This window comes from Brevibacillus sp. FW306-2-1A-C05A (genome assembly GCF_058781555.1).
The window spans coordinates 1-18025 of sequence record NZ_JBYSWV010000030.1; the positions used below are offsets into that span (position 1 = coordinate 1).

The 18025-nt window shown below is 50.5% G+C and carries 27 protein-coding genes; 2 read left to right on the forward strand and 25 right to left on the reverse strand.

Annotated elements, in window-relative coordinates; genetic code table 11:
- Nucleotides 1-191 precede the first annotated feature (191 nt).
- Together AC3WJN_RS17145 and AC3WJN_RS17150 are read right to left on the reverse strand one after the other, a co-directional pair.
- Nucleotides 192-425 (reverse strand): hypothetical protein, encoded by a 234-nt coding sequence (locus tag AC3WJN_RS17145; protein ID WP_007787097.1) that lies wholly within the window; start codon nucleotides 423-425, stop codon nucleotides 192-194.
- Nucleotides 426-539: 114 nt separating this feature from the next.
- Nucleotides 540-1193 (reverse strand): stage II sporulation protein M, encoded by a 654-nt coding sequence (locus AC3WJN_RS17150; protein ID WP_005828776.1) that lies wholly within the window; start codon nucleotides 1191-1193, stop codon nucleotides 540-542.
- 126 nt (nucleotides 1194-1319) lie between these two features.
- Here AC3WJN_RS17150 and pdaB point away from each other — a divergent pair, with 126 nt between their 5' ends.
- Nucleotides 1320-2090 (forward strand): polysaccharide deacetylase family sporulation protein PdaB, encoded by a 771-nt coding sequence (gene pdaB / locus AC3WJN_RS17155; protein WP_007787094.1) that lies wholly within the window; start codon nucleotides 1320-1322, stop codon nucleotides 2088-2090.
- A 118-nt stretch (nucleotides 2091-2208) separates the two neighbouring features.
- Here the strand turns inward: pdaB and AC3WJN_RS17160 are convergent, their stop codons facing one another.
- Nucleotides 2209-2796, reverse strand: a complete 588-nt coding sequence (locus AC3WJN_RS17160; protein WP_005828781.1) for a KinB-signaling pathway activation protein — start codon at nucleotides 2794-2796, stop codon at nucleotides 2209-2211.
- A 125-nt stretch (nucleotides 2797-2921) separates the two neighbouring features.
- On the opposite strand from AC3WJN_RS17160, the gene gerD reads away from it, so the two are divergent.
- Nucleotides 2922-3566 (forward strand): spore germination lipoprotein GerD, encoded by a 645-nt coding sequence (gene gerD / locus AC3WJN_RS17165; RefSeq protein ID WP_007787092.1) that lies wholly within the window; start codon nucleotides 2922-2924, stop codon nucleotides 3564-3566.
- Nucleotides 3567-3617: 51 nt separating this feature from the next.
- On the opposite strand, the gene AC3WJN_RS17170 is transcribed toward gerD, so the two are convergent.
- The 22 genes from AC3WJN_RS17170 to rplF all read right to left on the reverse strand — a co-directional run bounded on the left by AC3WJN_RS17170 (nucleotide 3618) and on the right by rplF (nucleotide 18023).
- On the reverse strand, nucleotides 3618-4721 hold the full coding sequence (locus AC3WJN_RS17170) for a P-loop NTPase (RefSeq protein ID WP_007787090.1): 1104 nt from the start codon (nucleotides 4719-4721) through the stop codon (nucleotides 3618-3620).
- A gap of 119 nt (nucleotides 4722-4840) precedes the next feature.
- Nucleotides 4841-5557: an N-acetylmuramoyl-L-alanine amidase CwlD gene (cwlD, locus tag AC3WJN_RS17175; protein ID WP_005828786.1), complete on the reverse strand. Its 717-nt coding sequence runs from the start codon at nucleotides 5555-5557 to the stop codon at nucleotides 4841-4843.
- 188 nt (nucleotides 5558-5745) lie between these two features.
- Nucleotides 5746-6138 carry a 30S ribosomal protein S9 gene (gene rpsI / locus AC3WJN_RS17180; protein ID WP_005828788.1) on the reverse strand — a complete coding sequence of 131 codons (393 nt, stop codon included), beginning with the start codon at nucleotides 6136-6138 and terminating at the stop codon, nucleotides 5746-5748.
- A gap of 20 nt (nucleotides 6139-6158) precedes the next feature.
- Complete coding sequence (gene rplM, locus AC3WJN_RS17185; protein ID WP_005828789.1) at nucleotides 6159-6596, reverse strand: 50S ribosomal protein L13; 438 nt, start codon at nucleotides 6594-6596, stop codon at nucleotides 6159-6161.
- Nucleotides 6597-6849: 253 nt separating this feature from the next.
- The gene (truA, locus tag AC3WJN_RS17190) at nucleotides 6850-7584 is read right to left on the reverse strand and encodes a tRNA pseudouridine(38-40) synthase TruA (protein WP_005828791.1); all 735 of its coding nucleotides are present in this window, start codon (nucleotides 7582-7584) and stop codon (nucleotides 6850-6852) included.
- A complete protein-coding gene (locus AC3WJN_RS17195) occupies nucleotides 7581-8378 on the reverse strand; it encodes an energy-coupling factor transporter transmembrane component T family protein (protein ID WP_005828793.1) in 798 nt (265 codons plus the stop codon). Before AC3WJN_RS17195 ends, truA begins: the two co-directional genes overlap by 4 nt.
- Nucleotides 8379-8380: 2 nt before the next feature.
- A complete protein-coding gene (locus tag AC3WJN_RS17200) occupies nucleotides 8381-9253 on the reverse strand; it encodes an energy-coupling factor transporter ATPase (RefSeq protein ID WP_005828795.1) in 873 nt (290 codons plus the stop codon).
- Entirely contained in the window at nucleotides 9229-10080 is an 852-nt protein-coding gene (locus tag AC3WJN_RS17205) for an energy-coupling factor transporter ATPase (protein ID WP_005828797.1), read from the reverse strand. Before AC3WJN_RS17205 ends, AC3WJN_RS17200 begins: the two co-directional genes overlap by 25 nt.
- A gap of 181 nt (nucleotides 10081-10261) precedes the next feature.
- A complete protein-coding gene (gene rplQ, locus AC3WJN_RS17210; protein WP_005828799.1) occupies nucleotides 10262-10621 on the reverse strand; it encodes a 50S ribosomal protein L17 in 360 nt (119 codons plus the stop codon).
- A 130-nt stretch (nucleotides 10622-10751) separates the two neighbouring features.
- Nucleotides 10752-11696, reverse strand: coding sequence for a DNA-directed RNA polymerase subunit alpha (locus AC3WJN_RS17215; protein ID WP_005828801.1), 945 nt, complete (start codon nucleotides 11694-11696; stop codon nucleotides 10752-10754).
- 156 nt (nucleotides 11697-11852) lie between these two features.
- Complete coding sequence (gene rpsK / locus AC3WJN_RS17220; protein ID WP_005828803.1) at nucleotides 11853-12254, reverse strand: 30S ribosomal protein S11; 402 nt, start codon at nucleotides 12252-12254, stop codon at nucleotides 11853-11855.
- Between the two features lie 16 nt (nucleotides 12255-12270).
- Entirely contained in the window at nucleotides 12271-12639 is a 369-nt protein-coding gene (gene rpsM / locus AC3WJN_RS17225) for a 30S ribosomal protein S13 (RefSeq protein ID WP_005828805.1), read from the reverse strand.
- Between the two features lie 21 nt (nucleotides 12640-12660).
- Nucleotides 12661-12774 carry a 50S ribosomal protein L36 gene (rpmJ, locus tag AC3WJN_RS17230; protein WP_003333770.1) on the reverse strand — a complete coding sequence of 38 codons (114 nt, stop codon included), beginning with the start codon at nucleotides 12772-12774 and terminating at the stop codon, nucleotides 12661-12663.
- A gap of 34 nt (nucleotides 12775-12808) precedes the next feature.
- Nucleotides 12809-13027 (reverse strand): translation initiation factor IF-1, encoded by a 219-nt coding sequence (gene infA / locus AC3WJN_RS17235; protein ID WP_003333772.1) that lies wholly within the window; start codon nucleotides 13025-13027, stop codon nucleotides 12809-12811.
- A 117-nt stretch (nucleotides 13028-13144) separates the two neighbouring features.
- Nucleotides 13145-13891, reverse strand: coding sequence for a type I methionyl aminopeptidase (gene map / locus AC3WJN_RS17240; RefSeq protein WP_005828809.1), 747 nt, complete (start codon nucleotides 13889-13891; stop codon nucleotides 13145-13147).
- A 7-nt stretch (nucleotides 13892-13898) separates the two neighbouring features.
- Nucleotides 13899-14543 (reverse strand): adenylate kinase, encoded by a 645-nt coding sequence (locus tag AC3WJN_RS17245; RefSeq protein WP_005828811.1) that lies wholly within the window; start codon nucleotides 14541-14543, stop codon nucleotides 13899-13901.
- 61 nt (nucleotides 14544-14604) lie between these two features.
- Nucleotides 14605-15900 (reverse strand): preprotein translocase subunit SecY, encoded by a 1296-nt coding sequence (gene secY, locus AC3WJN_RS17250; RefSeq protein WP_005828813.1) that lies wholly within the window; start codon nucleotides 15898-15900, stop codon nucleotides 14605-14607.
- Nucleotides 15900-16340: a 50S ribosomal protein L15 gene (gene rplO, locus AC3WJN_RS17255; RefSeq protein ID WP_005828815.1), complete on the reverse strand. Its 441-nt coding sequence runs from the start codon at nucleotides 16338-16340 to the stop codon at nucleotides 15900-15902. Before rplO ends, secY begins: the two co-directional genes overlap by 1 nt.
- A 33-nt stretch (nucleotides 16341-16373) precedes the next feature.
- Nucleotides 16374-16559, reverse strand: a complete 186-nt coding sequence (rpmD, locus tag AC3WJN_RS17260; protein ID WP_005828818.1) for a 50S ribosomal protein L30 — start codon at nucleotides 16557-16559, stop codon at nucleotides 16374-16376.
- Nucleotides 16560-16575: 16 nt separating this feature from the next.
- The gene (gene rpsE, locus AC3WJN_RS17265) at nucleotides 16576-17073 is read right to left on the reverse strand and encodes a 30S ribosomal protein S5 (RefSeq protein ID WP_005828820.1); all 498 of its coding nucleotides are present in this window, start codon (nucleotides 17071-17073) and stop codon (nucleotides 16576-16578) included.
- An 18-nt stretch (nucleotides 17074-17091) separates the two neighbouring features.
- Nucleotides 17092-17454, reverse strand: coding sequence for a 50S ribosomal protein L18 (rplR, locus tag AC3WJN_RS17270; protein WP_005828822.1), 363 nt, complete (start codon nucleotides 17452-17454; stop codon nucleotides 17092-17094).
- Between the two features lie 32 nt (nucleotides 17455-17486).
- Nucleotides 17487-18023, reverse strand: coding sequence for a 50S ribosomal protein L6 (gene rplF / locus AC3WJN_RS17275; protein ID WP_005828824.1), 537 nt, complete (start codon nucleotides 18021-18023; stop codon nucleotides 17487-17489).
- Nucleotides 18024-18025 lie beyond the last annotated feature (2 nt).

An 18025-nucleotide genomic window follows, 5' to 3' on the forward strand; every position in this document is an offset into this window, starting at 1 on the left:
TTGTTACTGGTTCAAAGCTGGCAAATCATTTCATGATAGACTCATCAACGCTTTCGCTGTTCAGTTTTCAAGGAGCAATTACTGATTGCTGTCCGCTGAGCGTTCATCGTTTTTCGTGATGGCGTCTCGAGGACAAGAACTAATCTATCATGTCATGCATATGAGAGTCAATAGGTTTTTTAAAAAAGATTTCAGGTGAAATGCTCCTCGCCCAGTTTTCTGCGTCTCACGTACTTGGAAAGCTCATTGGGAGAGGCTATTCTGGCATACATGCGGAACATGATGGAGTAGCGTTCCTCCATGGCGCGTTTCACCAAATAATCGATTCGTTTATCGCTAAAGTCGAGCAGCATTTCTTCGAGCTCCCGCTTCAACAAGTACTCTAGTTCTTGCACTTCTTTGGCATTAAACAAAAACCCTAACAACGATATCGCCTCCGCCTTACGAGTCTCACCTCTATCCTTTCCATCACAATTCAACCCTATTCAAATTAAAAAGCCTCCCGTTTAGGAAGGCTTCAATTTGTTGGCAACTCTGAATTATTTCAGCAAGTTTAGTTGCTGCATTTGTTCCCCAATCGTTGCTTTGAGAATAAGAGGCGTAATCGAACTCTCTACGATCCCCGCAATCAGAAGCAATCCGATGACGGTCAACACCGCAGTTGGAAATTGCTTGAGGGTGTCGTACCAGTCATTTTTCACGCGCTCCTGATTGTGTGGCACAAACAGCACCCCGACAGATCGCAGGCTGAGTATCCCAAACCGTATGCCGATTCCCGCGGCAAACAGGACAGCAGGCAGTTCAAAAATCCCGTGCGGCAAAATGCCTGCGCCAAAAATCAGCCACGGGCTAATTCCAATCGCACTGTATTTCGCGATGATATACCCGAGCAGAATCCCGTTCGCCAGCATTCCAATTATGGGAAAGAATGCAAAAAACAATCCGAGAGCCATCATCATCAAGGAGCTGAGCACGTTGTTGGAAAAAATCATCCAAAACGTAGCGAACACGCCTCCCCCGCTCTCTTTGATCCGATCCGCAATTTCTTTCAGTTGCCCCATCAGGCTCTGCACCACGGGTTCCACGGCGGGAGCCTGCAAATAGCCAATTAAACCGCCCCCGAAAAAAATGAGACAAGCGGCCAGAAAAAATCGTTTGTTATCCAACCACAGACGCTGCAGTCTTTTGTTCATGAGCCACGCTCCTTTACTGCCTCTTACATTCACTATATGCATTGTACCTCAACAATAGCCAACAGGCCAAAGAATATCCTTGTCTTCCCTGCATAAACTGTTATCGGACAAAGGAGGTGCCTATCCATGAAATTCATTTATGTCGTGAGTGCCAACCGTTTGAAGCAAATCCTCATCATCGCAGCAGCCATTCTGCTGACAGTAGGCATTGGCTATGTGGAACGCGATACAATCTCGGCTTTTTCCAGCAGCGGCAACAAGCAGGGGCCCCAGGCAATCTACAAGGTAGACACCAAGGAGAAGAAAATTGCTCTCACCTTTGACATCAGTTGGGGAGAAACCCGCGCACTCCCTATTCTCGATGTGCTGAAAGAAAAAAATGTGAGCAAGGCGACCTTCTTCCTGTCCTCTCCCTGGAGCCAGCGCCATCCGGAAATTGTGAAAAGGATCAAGGAGACGGGACTGGAAATCGGTTCGCATGGCCATAAACACGACAACTACAGCAAATACACGGATGAAGAAATTCGCAGCCAGATTGCGAAGGCCGATTCCATCCTGACAGAGATGACTGGAAAAAAACCGACCTTGATTCGGATGCCAAACGGCGATTTTGACAAGCGTGTGCTGGAAATCGCCAACCGCATGGGCTATACGGTCGTCCAATGGGATACGGACTCCAAGGACTGGATCGAGCCGAAAAAAGACGTCATCGTCCAAAACGTCCTGTCCAAGGCCCATCCCGGCGACATCATCCTGATGCATGCAAGCGATTCCGCCAAGGAGACGCACCTTGCCCTCCCCGTCATTATCGACCAGCTACGCAAGCAAGGATACGAATTCGTCACCGTATCCGAGCTGATCGCCGGCACCAGCATCCAGAGCAAAGAAGTCAATTAAACGTTCAAAAAAACCTCGTCCCTCGCCAGCAGAAAACGTGGCTGCGCCAAGCCTTTGGCGAAGCCCTTTTTTGCTTATCCGAAAGAAAAATCCACAAAAAAAGCTGACCGGATAAAGGTCAGCTTTCTCTTTTTACCAAGCGGTGCAAATGCATCACTTGCCATACGTTGCAAAACAGTAAAGGGACGAGCATGGACAAGGTCGCATGCACGTTGTCTTCCTTCAGGGCCGGAATCCATTCCAGAGCCGTTACTACAAACATGAAAAACATCGTGGGAACCCACGCCGTTCTGTTCGTCAGCTTTACTTTTCCATAAGCGGTAGCCAGGGCGACAATCAGCAGCAAAACCGGCTCGATAAAGTACGGCCCGATTCCTTTTCCTTCGCCAAGCGACGTGTAGCGGAGGTAAATCATATCAAAAAAGACAAACAGGATGAAAAAAACTTGAACGCTCTTCCACAGGGAAGGGGTCTTGAAAATCGTTTTGGCAAAATAATTAATCGTCATATACGCAAAAAAACCCATCTGGGCCACAATACTAATGGTCATCCCATACAAAAGATACATCAGCGTGCCGACAAAAAAGTTGCCTGCGCTGCCTTCCAACAGCTTATCCAAATCAAAAATAAAGGCGACCAGGACGCCTCCCAGTCCACCCAAGAGCAACGTGGTGACAAAGAGCCAGCCATACTTTCGCAAACTCACCAAACATTCCCTCCATTCCACATCGAATATGATTGTACCAATGGATACAAGAAAATACTAGCGTAAGAACAAAACAAAATGCGCACGTTACTCTTAGGCAGAGTAAAGAAGGAGGTGTCCACCCCATGAGAAAAAAGGCATTGTCTTTTTGGCTCTCCGCAATTGTCTGTCTGGTACTATCCAGTTGCTCAGGCGGCGGGCAAGCGCAAGGTTCGTCTCAGCCTGATTATAAAAGCGTCAAAGACATGGTGCTGGACATATTGCAGACTGACGAAGCGAAGCAATCGGTTGGCAAGATGATGAAGGACGAAAAGTTCAAGCAAAGCCTGATGATTGACGAGTCCACTGTCCGCACCACTTTGATACAAAGCATGACCAATCCGAACAGCTCCCACATCAAAGAGGCCTTCAAAGACCCGAAATTCGCCAGCACATTGGCCAAGTCGATGAAGGACGAACAAAAAACGCTGATGAAGGATTTGATGAAAGACCCCGAGTACCAAAAGCAGCTCATCAGCGTAATGAAGGACCCCGAGTTTGAAAAAAATCTCATGGATTTAATGAAAAGCGCCGCTTACCGTCAGCAAACCATGCAGATTATGAAGGAATCCTTGCAAAGCCCGTTGTTCCAGGCGGAGCTGATGAAGCTCATGACCAAGGTTTCCGAAGACCTGACAAAGCCGAAAGAACTGAAGCCTAAGAAAAAAGGCAAAGGCGGCGGCAGCGGGGAACGTGGAGAAAGCGGAGACTCCGGTGGCGAATCCTCCTAAGAAAAAAAGGTGAGCTCTCATCCAGAGCCCACCTTTTTGTATCTTTTGCGCTTATTTCTGCTCGCATTTTTCAATCACGCGTTTTGCCATGTCCCGATACAACTGGCCGATTTCGGAGCTTTCCCGATAAACAGAAGGAGAATAATCCGGCTCAGATGGGTGGTTGTCTGGCTGTCCCAACGGAATTTGCGCCAAAAGCTCGGTCGCCAGCGTCTCCGCCAGCTTCCCGCCGCCTCCACGGCCGAAGACGTACTCTTTGGAGCCGTCCTTGGCTTCGTACCAGGCCATGTTTTCCACGACACCGAGAATTTCGTGTCCTGTCCGTTTGGCCATCGCCCCGGCACGCGCCGCGACAAAAGCTGCCGTAGGATGCGGCGTCGTCACGACAATCTCCATGCTTTGCGGAATCATCGTGTGTACATCCAAAGCCATGTCACCCGTTCCTGGCGGCAAGTCCAGCAGCAAGTAGTCCAGCTCTTCGCCCCAATGCACTTCCGTAAAGAAATTGCGCAACATTTTTCCGAGCATCGGACCGCGCCAGATGATCGGCGAGTTGTCCTCTACGAAGAAGCCCATGGACATGACCTTCACGCTTTGCTTTTCTACAGGCAGAATCGTTTCGCCAATTACAGTCGGGCGCTGGTCGATGTTCATCATGTCCGGCACGCTGAAGCCGTAGATGTCGGCGTCGATAATGCCGACCTTTTTCCCCAAACGAGCCAGGGCCACGGCTAGGTTGACGGTGACCGTCGACTTCCCTACGCCGCCTTTACCGGACGTAATGGCAATAAATGTTGTGTTCGAGTCCTTGGCCAAAATCGGATTGAGCAGGGGAGCTTGTCCCTGCGTCATGTTGTGCGTTTGTCCGCCCTGGCTGTTGCGGAGCTGGGCGCTCAAGGCTGCTCGCTCCTCGTCTGTCATCGAGCCGAACTGCACGCGCACTTCCTCCGCTCCAAGCGCTTTCACAGCCCCTATGACGTCGTCTTCGATCTTGGCCTTGAGAGGACAGCCGGAGATCGTCAGAACGACTGTCAGGCTCACTGTAGCGCCCTCAACGCGGATGTCGCGGATCATGTTCAGCTCGACCAGGCTACGATTGATTTCAGGGTCCTTCACATCACGCAGCGCTTCCAGAATTTGTTCTCTGGTCAACATTGGTTGTTCACCTCATCTATATCGTCTTGGCAATCATTTTTCCCCAAACTTTACTTTGCAAGATGGTTTGCGCGTTCATTATAGCACATTCGGACGGGCGGGACACAGCCACCGCCCGCTCAAGGTGCAATTGGCGCCTTTTCGCCGGAGTACTGCCGCAAAATGCCCTGGTAGATGGCATTCGCCATCGCCTTTTGGTACTCCGGGCTTTGCAGCCGTTTCGCTTCTTCTGTGTTGCTGACGAATCCGACCTCGACCAACACTGCCGGGCAGTTGACCTCGCGAATCAGAAACACGTTATTGGTCTTGCTCGGAACACGATCCGTATTTCCCAGCACCCGCTTGATCTCATCCTGAATCAGATAGGATACTTCCGCACTTTTTTTAAACGCAGGCGAGTAAAACGTTTGCGCTCCCGACCATTTGGGAGACGGTATGGAATTGACGTGAATGCTGACCAAAAAATCGGGAGAGCTGTCGTTCACCAGCTTCACCCGGTTGCGAATGTCTTCTGCCTTTCTTCTCTTGGCCAGGTCAGCCTCCGGCGAAGCCAAATCCTTGTCTTCCTCCCGCGTCATGATGACAAACGCGCCTGACTGCTGGAGGAAATCGCGCAAGTACATACTGATTGCGAGCGTCACCTCTTTTTCTACCACATCCCCCGAGCTGGATACAGCGCCACCGTCTTTTCCCCCGTGGCCCGGGTCAATGGCAATAACGGTTCCTGTCAGCGGCAGTGACCATGCCGTCCACGACGAACGATCCGGTGATTCGTAGGTGAACAGCACCACCAGTAAAGCGAAAGCCAGTATCCAGCCTACCCCTTTTCGTGTCACGGCGTATCGTCCCCTTTGTCCCATTCTCGTTCCATCATATGGACAAACATGGACAAATATTCCACACATAAGCCGGATCGGCTCGGGGCTTGCTACGTGCAACGGTTCGTGCTTTTTGCAACGTTTTTCCAAATAGCGCAAAAAGGCTCCCGAACCGTAAAGTTCGAGAGCCTTGGCAAACGTAAATATTAGCGTTTGGAGAATTGAGGTGCGCGACGAGCTGCTTTCAAGCCGTATTTTTTACGTTCTTTCATGCGAGGGTCGCGAGTCAGGAAGCCAGCGCGTTTCAGAGCGCCGCGCAGTTCTGGATCTGCTTTCAGCAGAGCGCGAGCAACGCCGTGACGGATTGCACCAGCTTGGCCAGTTGTTCCGCCGCCGTTTACGTTAACCAGTACATCGTAACGACCGAGAGTTTCAGTCAGAACGAGTGGTTGTTTTACGATCAATTTCAGTGTTTCCAAACCAAAGTAAGTATCCATTTCACGTTTGTTAATCACAATGCGACCTTCACCTGGAACCAGGCGAACACGTGCTACGGAGTGCTTACGACGACCTGTACCGTAGTATTGTACTTGTGCCACGTATATTTCCTCCCTTTACCTTAACCGCGAATTTGCCAAACTTCTGGTTTTTGTGCTGCATGAGGATGCTCAGTGCCAGCGTAAACTTTCAGCTTAGTGAACATTTGACGTCCCAAGCTGTTTTTAGGCAGCATGCCTTTTACAGCCAGTTCGAACATACGAGCTGGTTTTTTGTTCAGCATGTCGCCAGCAGTAGTCTTTTTCAGACCGCCTGGATACAGGGAGTGAGTGTAGTAGATTTTGTCTTGCAGCTTGTTACCAGTCAATTTCACTTTGTCAGCGTTGATTACGATTACGAAATCGCCAGCGTCAACGTGTGGAGTGAATTCAGGTTTCAATTTGCCGCGCAGGATAGAAGCTACTTCGCTTGCCAGACGGCCCAGCGTTTGGCCTTCTGCGTCAACGATGTACCATTTGCGCTCAACTTCGAGCGGTTTCGCCATATATGTGGTACGCATTTTTGTCCCTCCTAAATATCTTACCTTTACATGTCCATCTACTTATAACCAAAACAGCCGAAACTTGCAATGGAAGATAATTGCTGTTAACGGGTGAGCAACTCTTCCAGGTGTTCCATTAATCACGATCTTGTCTTTCAATCCCGGGGCTAGAGTGGGGCTAGGCGGGGTTAAAATACCAAGGAATATCGTACTACATCGCAGTCTCGTAGTCAAGTGCCTCCACCTGGTCTAATAGTTGGAAATCCGTCTGCTAATAGACGACTTCCCACATGGTCAAACCTTTGGCTGGCGCTGTCTTTCCTGCCATCTCCCGATCACGTGCCGCAAGGATTTTTTTCAGCTCATCGGGATGGCGTTTGCCTTGCCCGACCTCCACCAAGGTGCCCACAATAATGCGCACCATGTTGTACAAAAAGCCGTTGCCGCGGCACGTTACCCACACTTCGCCGCCAGAGCGCTCCACAGTCAGGCTATACACGGTTCGCACCTTGTCCTCGACAAATGTCTTCGCCGAGCAAAAGGACGTAAAATCGTGCTCTCCGACCAAATGACGGGCCGCCTGCTGCATCGCCTCCACGTCCAGCGGAAAGCGGATGTGGTCGGCATAGCGATGGCGAAATACATCCGCCACAGGGTTGTTGTCGATGCAATACCGATACTCCTTCACCCGCACGTCAAAACGGGCGTGAAAAGACTCTGCCACCTCTTCTACAGACCGGATCACGATCGCATCAGGCAGTTGATTATTGAGCACAAACCGCCACTTGTCCAACGGGATGTGGCTGTTCGTATCAAAATGAATCACCTGTCCGCGCGCGTGCACACCGGCATCGGTACGACCCGAACCGTGGATTTGGATATCCTCCCCCGTGATTCGTTTCAGAGCGGCTTCGATCTCTCCCTGCACCGTCACCTGATCGGGCTGCACCTGAAACCCGCTGAAGTCTGTTCCATCGTATCCCAAAACACAGCGCAACCGCTTCATGCACGCCACCACCCAATCGCAATCGCGAGCAAGACTCCGGCAACCGCCATTCCGGCATCTCGCCATGAAAACGCCAGCTTGTGCAGCCTGGTCCGCCCGACTCCGCCGCGATAGCCGCGCGCTTCCATCGCCAAAGCGAGATCCTCTGCCCGGCGAAACGCGCTGACGAACAGCGGGATCGCGATCGGAATCAGGTTTTGCGCTCGCTTGACGAGACTTCCGCTCGTAAAATTGGCTCCCCTGGCCGTCTGCGCCTTGATGATTTTATCCGTCTCTTCCATCAGGGTCGGAATGAAACGGATCGCAATCGACATCATCAGGGCGATATCGTGCACAGGAACGCCAATCCGGCTAAACGGCCCGAGCAGACGCTCCAGTCCTTCCGTCAAATCGATCGGAGACGTGGTCAGTGTCAGCAGCGAGCTAATCACTACCAGAAGCCCCAAGCGCAAGGAAATGAAGATCGCTTGCTGCACCCCGCGTTCCTCGACTGTGAACCAGCCCCACTGGAAGTACACCTCGCCGCCTTTTGTCAGGAAAATGTGCAGGACGACGGTAAAGACGATCAAGATCCATACCGGCTTCAAGCTTTTCAGGATGTACCCAAGCGACAGCCTGGAGAGCAGTCCGGCATACAGGGTAAAGGCGACCAATACTGCATAAGTGAGCGTATTGTTAGCCAGAAAGACGAGCGTGGCAAAAAGAATGATAAAGAGCAGTTTGCTTCGCGGATCCGCGCGATGTAAAAAGGAATGCCCAGGTACGTATTGACCAATGGCAATATTCTGCAGCATGCCTAGCCCTCCTTCGGTACGGCCAGTCGTTCCAGCAGATGGGCAAGCAACTCTTCCTCCCGATAAACGGAGCTTGGCAGACTTTCCTCGTCCGGCAGCAATTGATTCAGCCTCGACACAAAAGCGACTGTCTCCGGCACATCCAAAGCGAGCTCGCGGAGGCGTTCTGCCTGCATGAAGACTTCATCCGGCTTGCCCTGCAAGGCTACCGTGCCCTGTGCCAGCACCAGCATATAGTCGGCATACCTCGCCGCCTCCTCCATGCTGTGAGTGACCAATAGCGTCGTCAGCTTTTGCTCCTGATGAATGCGGTAGATCGCTTCGAGAATCAACTGACGTCCCATCGGGTCCAACCCTGCCGTCGGCTCGTCCAATACAAGCACTTTTGGCTGCATGGCCAGAACTCCCGCCAACGCGACACGGCGCATTTGTCCGCCACTCATATGAAAAGGCGAACGGTCCTTGACTTTTTCGTAATCCAGTCCAACGATTTCAAGAGCCTCTCTCACGCGGGCGTCTACCATCGCTTCCGGCAAATCGAAGTTCGAAGGTCCGAAGGCAACGTCTTTCGCCACCGTTTCCTCAAACAGTTGATGCTCCGGATATTGGAAAACAAGCCCGATGTTTCGTCTTTGCTCGTGAGGCAAACGCTGCTTCGAGGTGATAACCGTGTCGCCCAAGGTAATTTTCCCAGCGCTAGGCAAAAGCAAGCCGTTCAAATGCTGGATCAGCGTAGACTTGCCAGAGCCGGTCTGCCCGATAATCCCTACAAACGAACCGGATGGAATCGTAAACGAGATGTCGTGCAAGGCTACACGCTCAAACGGTGTTCCTTTTGCGTAAATATGGCTTACCTGGTCAAAAGTAATCTGCATACGTGCTCCACCAGCTCCTCTTGGTGCAGTACAAACGGTAGATCAATCCCTTTGGAAGCCAACATGTGTCGGAGGCGGACGGCAAATGGCACATCCAGCCCTACCGCTTTCAAACGTTCTACCTGGTTGAACACGTCACCAGGCGGCCCTTCCATCAGAACTTCTCCGGCATTCATCACAACGACCTTGTCCGAATAGACCGCTTCTTCGGGAAAATGGGTAATGTTGATGATGGTGATCCCTTCGTCGCGATTCAGCCGTCTGACCAGTTGCAGCACTTCCTGCCTGCCCTGGGGATCGAGCATAGCCGTCGCTTCGTCCAGGATGATGACCGATGGCCGCATCGCCATAATGCCTGCGATCGCCACGCGCTGCTTTTGTCCACCTGACAGCCGGTGCGGCTGCGCCAGCAAATACGGCTCCATCCCTACCGAGGCCAGTGCTTCATCAATACGCTGTCGCATCTGCTCAGGCTCGACACCCATGTTTTCAAGCCCAAAAGCCACATCATCTTCGACTGTTGCCCCGACAATCTGATTGTCAGGGTTTTGAAAGACCATGCCTACATGGCGGCGTATCTCCCACACCAGTTCTCCTTGGGACGTATCCATTCCGCTGACGAGAACTTTGCCGCCCTCAGGCAGCAGCAAAGCGTTCATCAGCTTCGCCATCGTAGACTTGCCTGAACCGTTATGGCCCAATACAGACACAAAGGAACCTTTTTGAATGGTCAGGTCGACGTCCTTCAATACCGGGACACGGCTGCCATTCTCGTCATCATAGGTATAGGAAACATCTTGCAGTGCCAGCAGGTTCTCTTCATTCATGAGGCATCCACATCCTCCCCAGCCTTCGCAGACTAGCAGGATTTCTCCTTATAGAAAGAAAAAAAGGGTTGAATCAGAGTCCAGCCTATGACCAGATCTGCCCCCACCCTTTTCACGGTCTATTACCGGTATCGAGGTTGTGTCTCGCTCCCCATGTAAAACGACCAATTTCTATCCATTATTAAACGAATTCGATGTACGCCATCGGAGCAGCGTCGCCGCGGCGAGGGCCGGCTTTCAGGATACGAGTGTATCCACCGTTGCGCTCTTTGAAGCGAGGCGCGATTTCATCGAACAGTTTTTGTACAGCATCGCGACCTTCTGCATTCGCAACTTCTTTGCGAACGAAAGCAGCAACTTGACGACGAGCATGCAGATCGCCGCGTTTCGCGAGCGTAACCATTTTCTCAGCGATTGGGCGCAGTTCTTTCGCCTTCATCTCTGTAGTTTCGATGCGCTCGTTGATGATTAGGTCAGTTACCAAGTCGCGGAACAACGCTTTACGAGCTGCACTACGACGACCCAATTTACGGTATGCCATGTCTTTACCTCCCTTTTCAAGCTGGCAACACTACGTAGAAAACTCTACTGTCGGGAAGCCAGATCTGTACTCTCCCCTAAAAGGGGACAGACTCGAGAGAACGAAAGCCTGCCTGTCAGGGTTTGCTACTCTAGTCGTCGCTACGCAGGGACAGGCCGAGTTCAGCCAGCTTTTCCTGCACTTCTTCCAGAGATTTGCGACCCAGGTTGCGGACTTTCATCATGTCCTCTTCGGTCTTCTGCGTCAGCTCTTGCACGGTATTGATACCGGCACGCTTCAAGCAGTTGTAGGAACGAACAGAAAGATCCAGCTCTTCGATAGTCATCTCCAACACTTTTTCTTTCTTGTCTTCCTCTTTTTCAACCATGATCTCAGCATCTTTCGCCTCATCGGTCAGACCGACAAACAGGTTCAAGTGCTCCGTCATGATTTTTGCGCCGAGACTTACGGCTTCTTCCGGACTGATGCTGCCGTTAGTCCAAACCTCAAGTGTCAACTTATCGTAGTTGGTCATTTGCCCTACGCGGGTATTTTCCACTTGATAGTTAACGCGCTTGATCGGCGTATAGATCGAATCAATCGGAATCACACCAATAGGCAGATCCTCGGACTTGTTTCCATCTGATTGAACATAACCACGACCACGTCCAGCTGTCATGCGGATATGCAGACGACCGCCATTGGCCAACGTTGCAATATGAAGATCAGGGTTTAAGACCTCCACATCACTGTCAGCACGGATATCCCCCGCTTTGACAACGCCTTCGCCTTCTGCATCGATCTCGATTACTTTTTCTTCATCGGAATGGATCTTCAGCGCCAAGCCTTTGATGTTCAGGATGATCTCGGTTACATCTTCAACGACGCCTTCTACCGTAGAGAACTCGTGAAGAACCCCGTCGATTTGAACAGTACGAACTGCCGCGCCTGGCAAGGACGAAAGAAGAATCCGTCTCAGCGAGTTGCCAAGGGTAGTTCCGTATCCGCGCTCCAGAGGTTCTACAACAAATTTTCCATACGAGTTGTCGTCGCTAACTTCCACAACCTCGATTTTTGGTTTTTCTATTTCTATCATTAAACAAACCCTCCTTCAAAACGTCGAAATCCTTGGGTGGGCCGCATACGTGCCCACTCAGGAATTTCCCCGGCGGTTTACCGTTTGCGTGCATGACAAGCTATAAATCAGAATTTACCATTCTAGTATGGACATGTTCTGAACAATATAAACCAGTTACACGCGGCGACGTTTTGGTGGACGGCAACCGTTGTGCGGAATTGGCGTCACGTCTTTAATCATGTTCACTTCAAGACCAGTTGCTTGCAGGGAACGGATCGCTGCTTCACGACCAGCACCTGGGCCTTTTACCGATACTTCAAGGGAACGCATGCCATGTTCCATAGCAACACGTGCAGCCGCTTCAGCAGCCATTTGCGCAGCAAACGGAGTGCTTTTACGGGAGCCTTTGAAGCCGAGGGAACCAGCGCTGGACCAAGAGATCGCGTTACCGTGTGGATCTGTGATGGTTACAATCGTGTTGTTGAATGTGGAGCGGATGTGCGCTACGCCGACTTCAACATTCTTGCGATCACGACGACGGGTACGAGTTGCTGTAGCCTGTTTTCTTTTCGCCATGTCAGTTTACCCTCCTTTACTTCTTCTTGTTAGCTACTGTACGACGTGGGCCTTTACGTGTACGAGCATTTGTTTTAGAACGTTGACCGCGAACTGGCAGTCCACGACGGTGACGGATTCCACGGAAGCATCCGATTTCCATCAGACGTTTGATGTTCAGGGAGATCTCACGACGGAGATCGCCTTCCACCTTCACGTTCTTGTCGATGTACTCACGCAGTTTGCTAACTTCTTCTTCTGTCAGATCGCGAACACGAGTGTTCACATCTACGCCAGTAGCGGACAGAATTTTTTGAGACGTGGGGCGGCCAATACCAAAAATGTAGGTAAGAGCAACTTCAACGCGTTTTTCGCGCGGCAAGTCTACGCCTGCAATACGTGCCATGTGTCAAAAGCACCTCCTTGTTTACCCTTGTTTTTGCTTATGCTTAGGATTTTCACAAATAACCATTACGTTACCTTTACGACGGATAACCTTGCATTTCTCGCAGATCGGTTTAACCGAAGGTCTCACTTTCATGGTTCTTGCCTCCCTTTTCTAGGGGTTTTGCTTACTATTTATAGCGGTACGTAATACGTCCGCGGGTCAAGTCGTACGGCGACAGTTCAACAGTTACTTTATCCCCCGGCAGGATACGGATAAAGTGCATGCGGATTTTTCCGGAGACGTGAGCGAGGACTTTGTGTCCATTCTCCAATTCTACTCGAAACATAGCGTTCGGCAAAGGCTCAATTACTGTGCCTTCTACCTCAATTACATCATCTTTTGCCATGGTAAACTCTCCTTTCTTCTGCTCTTCAGTCGGACCATGAGTTTTGCGAAACGATCACACAACGAACTTATCGTCGACACGTTGGACGACAATCCCGAATCACTCGGAACTCCCGCTTTATGTTCGTGTAAAAATCTCATAGCCATCTTCCGTAATCGCGATGGTGTGTTCAAAATGAGCACATGTTTTCCGATCCAATGTTACTACCGTCCAATTGTCCTCCAATGTGCGGACATAACGTTCGCCGGCATTTACCATTGGCTCAATTGCCAACACCATGCCTGGTTTTAACCGTGGACCCCGATCAGGCGGGCCGTAGTTAGGAACCTGCGGATCTTCGTGCAAGTTTTGCCCAATCCCATGCCCCACATACTCGCGGACGAGTGTGAAGCCGGCAGCTTCTGCGTGAACTTGAATGGCGTGGGAGATATCGGACAACCGTCCGCCAGGAACAGCTTTTTCAAGCCCCTTGAACAGCGATTCTTCCGTTACCCGCAACAGCTTTTCATTTTCCGCTGAAATTTTGCCGACCGGATACGTCCAAGCGGAGTCTCCATGGTACCCTTGGAACTGGGCACCGATGTCGATGCTGATGATGTCTCCTTCTTGCAACGCCCGTTTCCCTGGGATCCCGTGTACGAGTTCTTCATTGACTGAAGCACAGATACTACCTGGAAAGCCACCGTAGCCTTTAAATGATGGAACTGCTCCCATGCTACGAATAAATGTCTCGGCAATTTCGTCTAGCTGCTTTGTCGTGACACCAGGCTTGATCGCCTTGGCCAGCTCTTGATGGGTGAGTGCGACGATACGACCAGCTTCGCGCATAACCTCAAGTTCTGCTTTCGACTTCAGGATAATCATTCGGCAATTACCCTCTTAGCAATGACTTAATTTCCGCAAACACTACCTGGATATCTTGTTCCCCATCGATATCTCGCAGGAGTTCCTGTGCGGAGTAGTAGTCGATGAGTGGCTGAGTCTGAGCGATGTTGACATCAAGGCGCTGTGTTACCACTTCGATCTTGTCGTCATCACGCTGATACAGCTTACCACCATCTTTGTCACACACGCCAGCCTCTTTTGGAGGATTGAACATCGTGTGATAGCTAGCTCCACATACAGGGCAGATCCAGCGACCGGTCAGACGTTCAATCAATTGCTCGCGACGAACGTTGATGTTAATCACATGATCGATTTCGCGTCCCAGCTCTTTGAGGGTAGCTGTCAACGCTTCTGCCTGTGGAACCGTGCGCGGAAATCCATCGAGCAGGAATCCCTTTGCGCAGTCGTCCATCGAGAGGCGCTCCCGCACAATTCCGATGACTACTTCATCGGGAACAAGCAAACCTTTATCCATAAAGGATTTGGCTTGCAGTCCGAGCGGCGTTTCGTTTTTAACCGCTGCCCGGAACATGTCGCCAGTCGAAATGTGCGGGATGTCAAACTCTTTTACGATACGTTCTGCCTGTGTTCCTTTACCGGCACCAGGCAGCCCCATCAGAATTATATTCACGTCCATTCCCTCCGTCCCATAAAGAAAAGCTACAGAGGCTTTTCTGTAAACATCTAAGTCATTACTTGATAAACCCTTGGTAATGGCGTTTGATCATCTGGCTTTCGATCTGCTTCATTGTGTCAAGGGCTACCCCAATCACAATCAAGAGCGAAGTGCCGCCGATGTAAATCTGCTGCGGCAGGTTAGCCAGCTTACTGAAGAAGAATGGCAAAATAGCAATTGCCATCAAGAACAATGCGCCAGCCAATGTTAGACGGTTTAGTGTACGAGTAATGTAAACCTCAGTGTTTTTACCGGGTCGGATACCAGGAATGTAACCGCCATTTTTTCTCATGTTTTCAGCCATTTGCACAGGGTTTATCTGAACAAATGTGTAGAAGTAGGTGAAACCGAGAATCAAGATAGCGTACAACGTCATTCCCAACGGTTCGTTCACTTGGAAGTTGCGATAGATCCAGTTGGCGAACCCAGTTCCGGATGAATCCACCCAGAACTGCGCGATTGTCGACGGGAACAGTACCAGCGAGACGGCAAAGATTACAGGAATAACACCGGCAGAGTTGATTTTCAGCGGAATGTGTGTGGATTGACCACCGTACATTTTACGTCCAACCACTCGCTTCGCGTATTGCACTGGAATTTTGCGGATACCTTGCTGCATAAAGATAACCCCGACAATAATAGCGAGGATCACCAGCAGAATGATCACAACTTTGACGATGCTGAAGAAGATGTTCTGAGAAGGATCACCGAACTGTGTGGTGTAAATCGTCGAAATTCCAGTTGGAATGTTAGCGACGATCCCGGCCACGATCAGGATCGAAATCCCGTTACCGATTCCCTTCTCCGTAATCTGTTCCCCCATCCACATCATGAATGCGGTCCCAGCCGTCAGTGTCAACGCGATGAGTGCATAGCTGCCAACGGAAGTGTCGTTGAGCAGGCCAGGCGCCATATTATTGAAGCCGATTGTCATCCCTACAGACTGAATCAAACCGAGGACGATTGTCGCGTAACGGGTAACAGTAGCGATCTTGCGACGGCCAACTTCCCCTTCGCGTGCCCATTGCGTCAGCTTAGGCACAACATCCATCGACATCAGTTGCATGATGATCGATGCCGTAATATATGGCATGATACCCATGGCAAAAATCGAGAAGTTTTGCAGTGCTCCACCAGAGAAGGTGTTCAACAAGCCCAACAAGTGGTTTGTGTTCTGCTGAAACAGCTCGACGTTTACGTTAGGAACCGGTACAAAGCTACCGATCCGGAAGACGACCAACATCATGAGAGTAAACAGGATCTTACGACGCAAGTCGCCAATCTTAAAAATGTTAGTTAAGGACGCTAACATTAGATCACCTCGGTTGTTCCACCGACTTGAGCGATCTTCTCAGCAGCAGCTCCGGAGAACTTGTGAGCTTTCACAGTCAGCTTCACAGTCAGTTCACCGTTAGCAAGAACCTTAACACCGTCGCGCAGCGCGCTGATAACACCAGTTTCTTTCAACAGCTCAGGTGTTACTACAGTACCCTCTTCGAAACGGTTCAGCGCGTCCAGGCTAACAATCGCAAATTCTTTGCGGCTGATGTTAGTGAAACCGCGCTTAGGCAGACGACGGTACAATGGGTTTTGACCACCCTCGAAACCAAGGCGAACTCCGCCGCCGGAACGAGCGTTTTGACCTTTGTGACCTTTACCAGCAGTTTTGCCAGTACCGCTACCGATACCGCGACCGATGCGCTTACGAGTGTGACGGGATCCTTCTGCAGGTTGCAGTTCATGCAATTTCATACGTTGCACCTCCTAACTAATTGAGATGTAGGGTTATGCTTCTACTTCTTTCACTTCAACCAAGTGCTTCACTTTGAAAATCATTCCACGGATTGCAGCGTTGTCTTCCTTCACTACAGTGGAGTTGATTTTGCGAAGACCCAGAGCTTTTACGGTATCTTGTTGGTCTACAGTGCGACCGATCAGGCTGCGTTTGAGGGTGATTTGCAATTTTGCCATGTTCATTCCCTCCTTATTAACCCAACAACTCGTCAACAGTCTTACCGCGCAGTTTCGCGACATCTTCCGCTGTTTTCAGACGGCCGAGGCCTTCCAGCGTAGCGTTGACCATGTTGATAGGATTGTTGGAACCAAGAGACTTACTCAAGATATCGCCTACACCAGCCAGTTCGAGAACGGCACGAACAGGTCCGCCAGCGATAACACCAGTACCAGGGGCAGCAGGCTTGATGAGAACTTTACCTGCACCGAATTGGCACATAACTTCGTGTGGAACAGTCGTTCCTCTCAGCGGTACACGGATCAATTTTTTCTTAGCGTCGTCAATCGCTTTGCGAATGGCGTCTGGAACTTCTTGAGCTTTACCCATACCAGCACCTACGTGGCCGTTACGGTCTCCCACAACAACCAGGGCGCTGAAGCTCATGCGACGTCCACCTTTAACCGTCTTAGCTACGCGGTTAACAGCGACTACTTTTTCTTCGAGCTCTAATTTGCTAGGGTCGATACGCATTCCTTACCCTCCTTGTTGTTAGAATTGCAGACCAGCTTCGCGAGCTGCTTCTGCCAGTGCTTTAATACGTCCATGATAGATGTAACCACCGCGGTCAAAAATCACTTCAGTCGCACCTTTTTCTTGTGCACGCTTAGCGATCAATGTACCAACAGCCGCAGCAGCTTCTACGTTAGCGCCATTTTTCAGGCCCAGCTCTTTATCGAGAGAAGATGCAGATGCCAGTGTTACGCCAGTTGCATCATCGATCAGTTGAGCGTAGATGTGCTTAGAAGAACGGAATACGTTCAGACGCGGACGGATAGCAGAACCAATCACGCGTTTGCGGATACGCAGGTGACGTTTTTTCCGAGCTTTGTTTTTATCAGCTTTCGTAAACATTAAGCGGCCTCCTTTCTCATGAAGCTAGAAGCTTATTTACCTTTTTTACCTTCTTTACGACGAACCACTTCATCGCTGTACTTGATACCTTTGCCTTTGTATGGCTCAGGTTTGCGCAGCGAACGAATTTCAGCAGCAACTTGACCAACGCGCTCTTTGTTGATGCCTTTTACCACCAGAGTGGTTTGGTTTGGTACATCGATTTCGATACCCGCTTCTGGAGTAACTTCCACTGGGTGGGAGAAACCAAGAGAAAGAGTAACGCCGTTACCGCTTTTCGCAGCACGGTAACCTACACCGACGAGCTCCAGAGTACGAGTGAAGCCTTCGGATACGCCTTTTACCATGTTGGCAACCAGCGCACGAGTTGTACCGTGCAGGGAGCGGTGAAGTTTGTTGTCGCTTGGACGCTCTACAACAACTTCGTTTTCAGAAATGTTGATTTTGATATCTTCATGGAAGTTACGAACGAGTTGACCCTTAGGGCCCTTTACCGTCAGCTCAGTTCCGTTCAGAGTGAGGGTAACGCCTGCAGGTACCACGATCGGTTTTCTACCGACACGAGACATGT

What these genes read in the sequence shown, in the direction of transcription:
- rpmJ (WP_003333770.1), bottom strand. Translation starts at nt 12,774, where the DNA reads ATGAAAGTGAGACCTTCGGTTAAACCGATCTGCGAGAAATGCAAGGTT.
- AC3WJN_RS17150 (WP_005828776.1), bottom strand. Translation starts at nt 1,193, where the DNA reads ATGAACAAAAGACTGCAGCGTCTGTGGTTGGATAACAAACGATTTTTT.
- rpsM (WP_005828805.1), bottom strand. Translation starts at nt 12,639, where the DNA reads ATGGCACGTATTGCAGGCGTAGACTTGCCGCGCGAAAAACGCGTTGAA.
- AC3WJN_RS17170 (WP_007787090.1), bottom strand. Translation starts at nt 4,721, where the DNA reads ATGTTGACCAGAGAACAAATTCTGGAAGCGCTGCGTGATGTGAAGGAC.
- rplM (WP_005828789.1), bottom strand. Translation starts at nt 6,596, where the DNA reads ATGCGTACCACATATATGGCGAAACCGCTCGAAGTTGAGCGCAAATGG.
- secY (WP_005828813.1), bottom strand. Translation starts at nt 15,900, where the DNA reads ATGTTAGCGTCCTTAACTAACATTTTTAAGATTGGCGACTTGCGTCGT.
- infA (WP_003333772.1), bottom strand. Translation starts at nt 13,027, where the DNA reads ATGGCAAAAGATGATGTAATTGAGGTAGAAGGCACAGTAATTGAGCCT.
- rplF (WP_005828824.1), bottom strand. Translation starts at nt 18,023, where the DNA reads ATGTCTCGTGTCGGTAGAAAACCGATCGTGGTACCTGCAGGCGTTACC.
- rpmD (WP_005828818.1), bottom strand. Translation starts at nt 16,559, where the DNA reads ATGGCAAAATTGCAAATCACCCTCAAACGCAGCCTGATCGGTCGCACT.
- rplQ (WP_005828799.1), bottom strand. Translation starts at nt 10,621, where the DNA reads ATGGCATACCGTAAATTGGGTCGTCGTAGTGCAGCTCGTAAAGCGTTG.
- AC3WJN_RS17195 (WP_005828793.1), bottom strand. Translation starts at nt 8,378, where the DNA reads ATGCTGCAGAATATTGCCATTGGTCAATACGTACCTGGGCATTCCTTT.
- truA (WP_005828791.1), bottom strand. Translation starts at nt 7,584, where the DNA reads ATGAAGCGGTTGCGCTGTGTTTTGGGATACGATGGAACAGACTTCAGC.
- AC3WJN_RS17215 (WP_005828801.1), bottom strand. Translation starts at nt 11,696, where the DNA reads ATGATAGAAATAGAAAAACCAAAAATCGAGGTTGTGGAAGTTAGCGAC.
- rplR (WP_005828822.1), bottom strand. Translation starts at nt 17,454, where the DNA reads ATGTTTACGAAAGCTGATAAAAACAAAGCTCGGAAAAAACGTCACCTG.
- gerD (WP_007787092.1), top strand. Translation starts at nt 2,922, where the DNA reads ATGAGAAAAAAGGCATTGTCTTTTTGGCTCTCCGCAATTGTCTGTCTG.
- rpsK (WP_005828803.1), bottom strand. Translation starts at nt 12,254, where the DNA reads ATGGCGAAAAGAAAACAGGCTACAGCAACTCGTACCCGTCGTCGTGAT.
- AC3WJN_RS17205 (WP_005828797.1), bottom strand. Translation starts at nt 10,080, where the DNA reads ATGAATGAAGAGAACCTGCTGGCACTGCAAGATGTTTCCTATACCTAT.
- rpsE (WP_005828820.1), bottom strand. Translation starts at nt 17,073, where the DNA reads ATGCGTATCGACCCTAGCAAATTAGAGCTCGAAGAAAAAGTAGTCGCT.
- rplO (WP_005828815.1), bottom strand. Translation starts at nt 16,340, where the DNA reads ATGAAATTGCATGAACTGCAACCTGCAGAAGGATCCCGTCACACTCGT.
- pdaB (WP_007787094.1), top strand. Translation starts at nt 1,320, where the DNA reads ATGAAATTCATTTATGTCGTGAGTGCCAACCGTTTGAAGCAAATCCTC.
- AC3WJN_RS17200 (WP_005828795.1), bottom strand. Translation starts at nt 9,253, where the DNA reads ATGCAGATTACTTTTGACCAGGTAAGCCATATTTACGCAAAAGGAACA.
- map (WP_005828809.1), bottom strand. Translation starts at nt 13,891, where the DNA reads ATGATTATCCTGAAGTCGAAAGCAGAACTTGAGGTTATGCGCGAAGCT.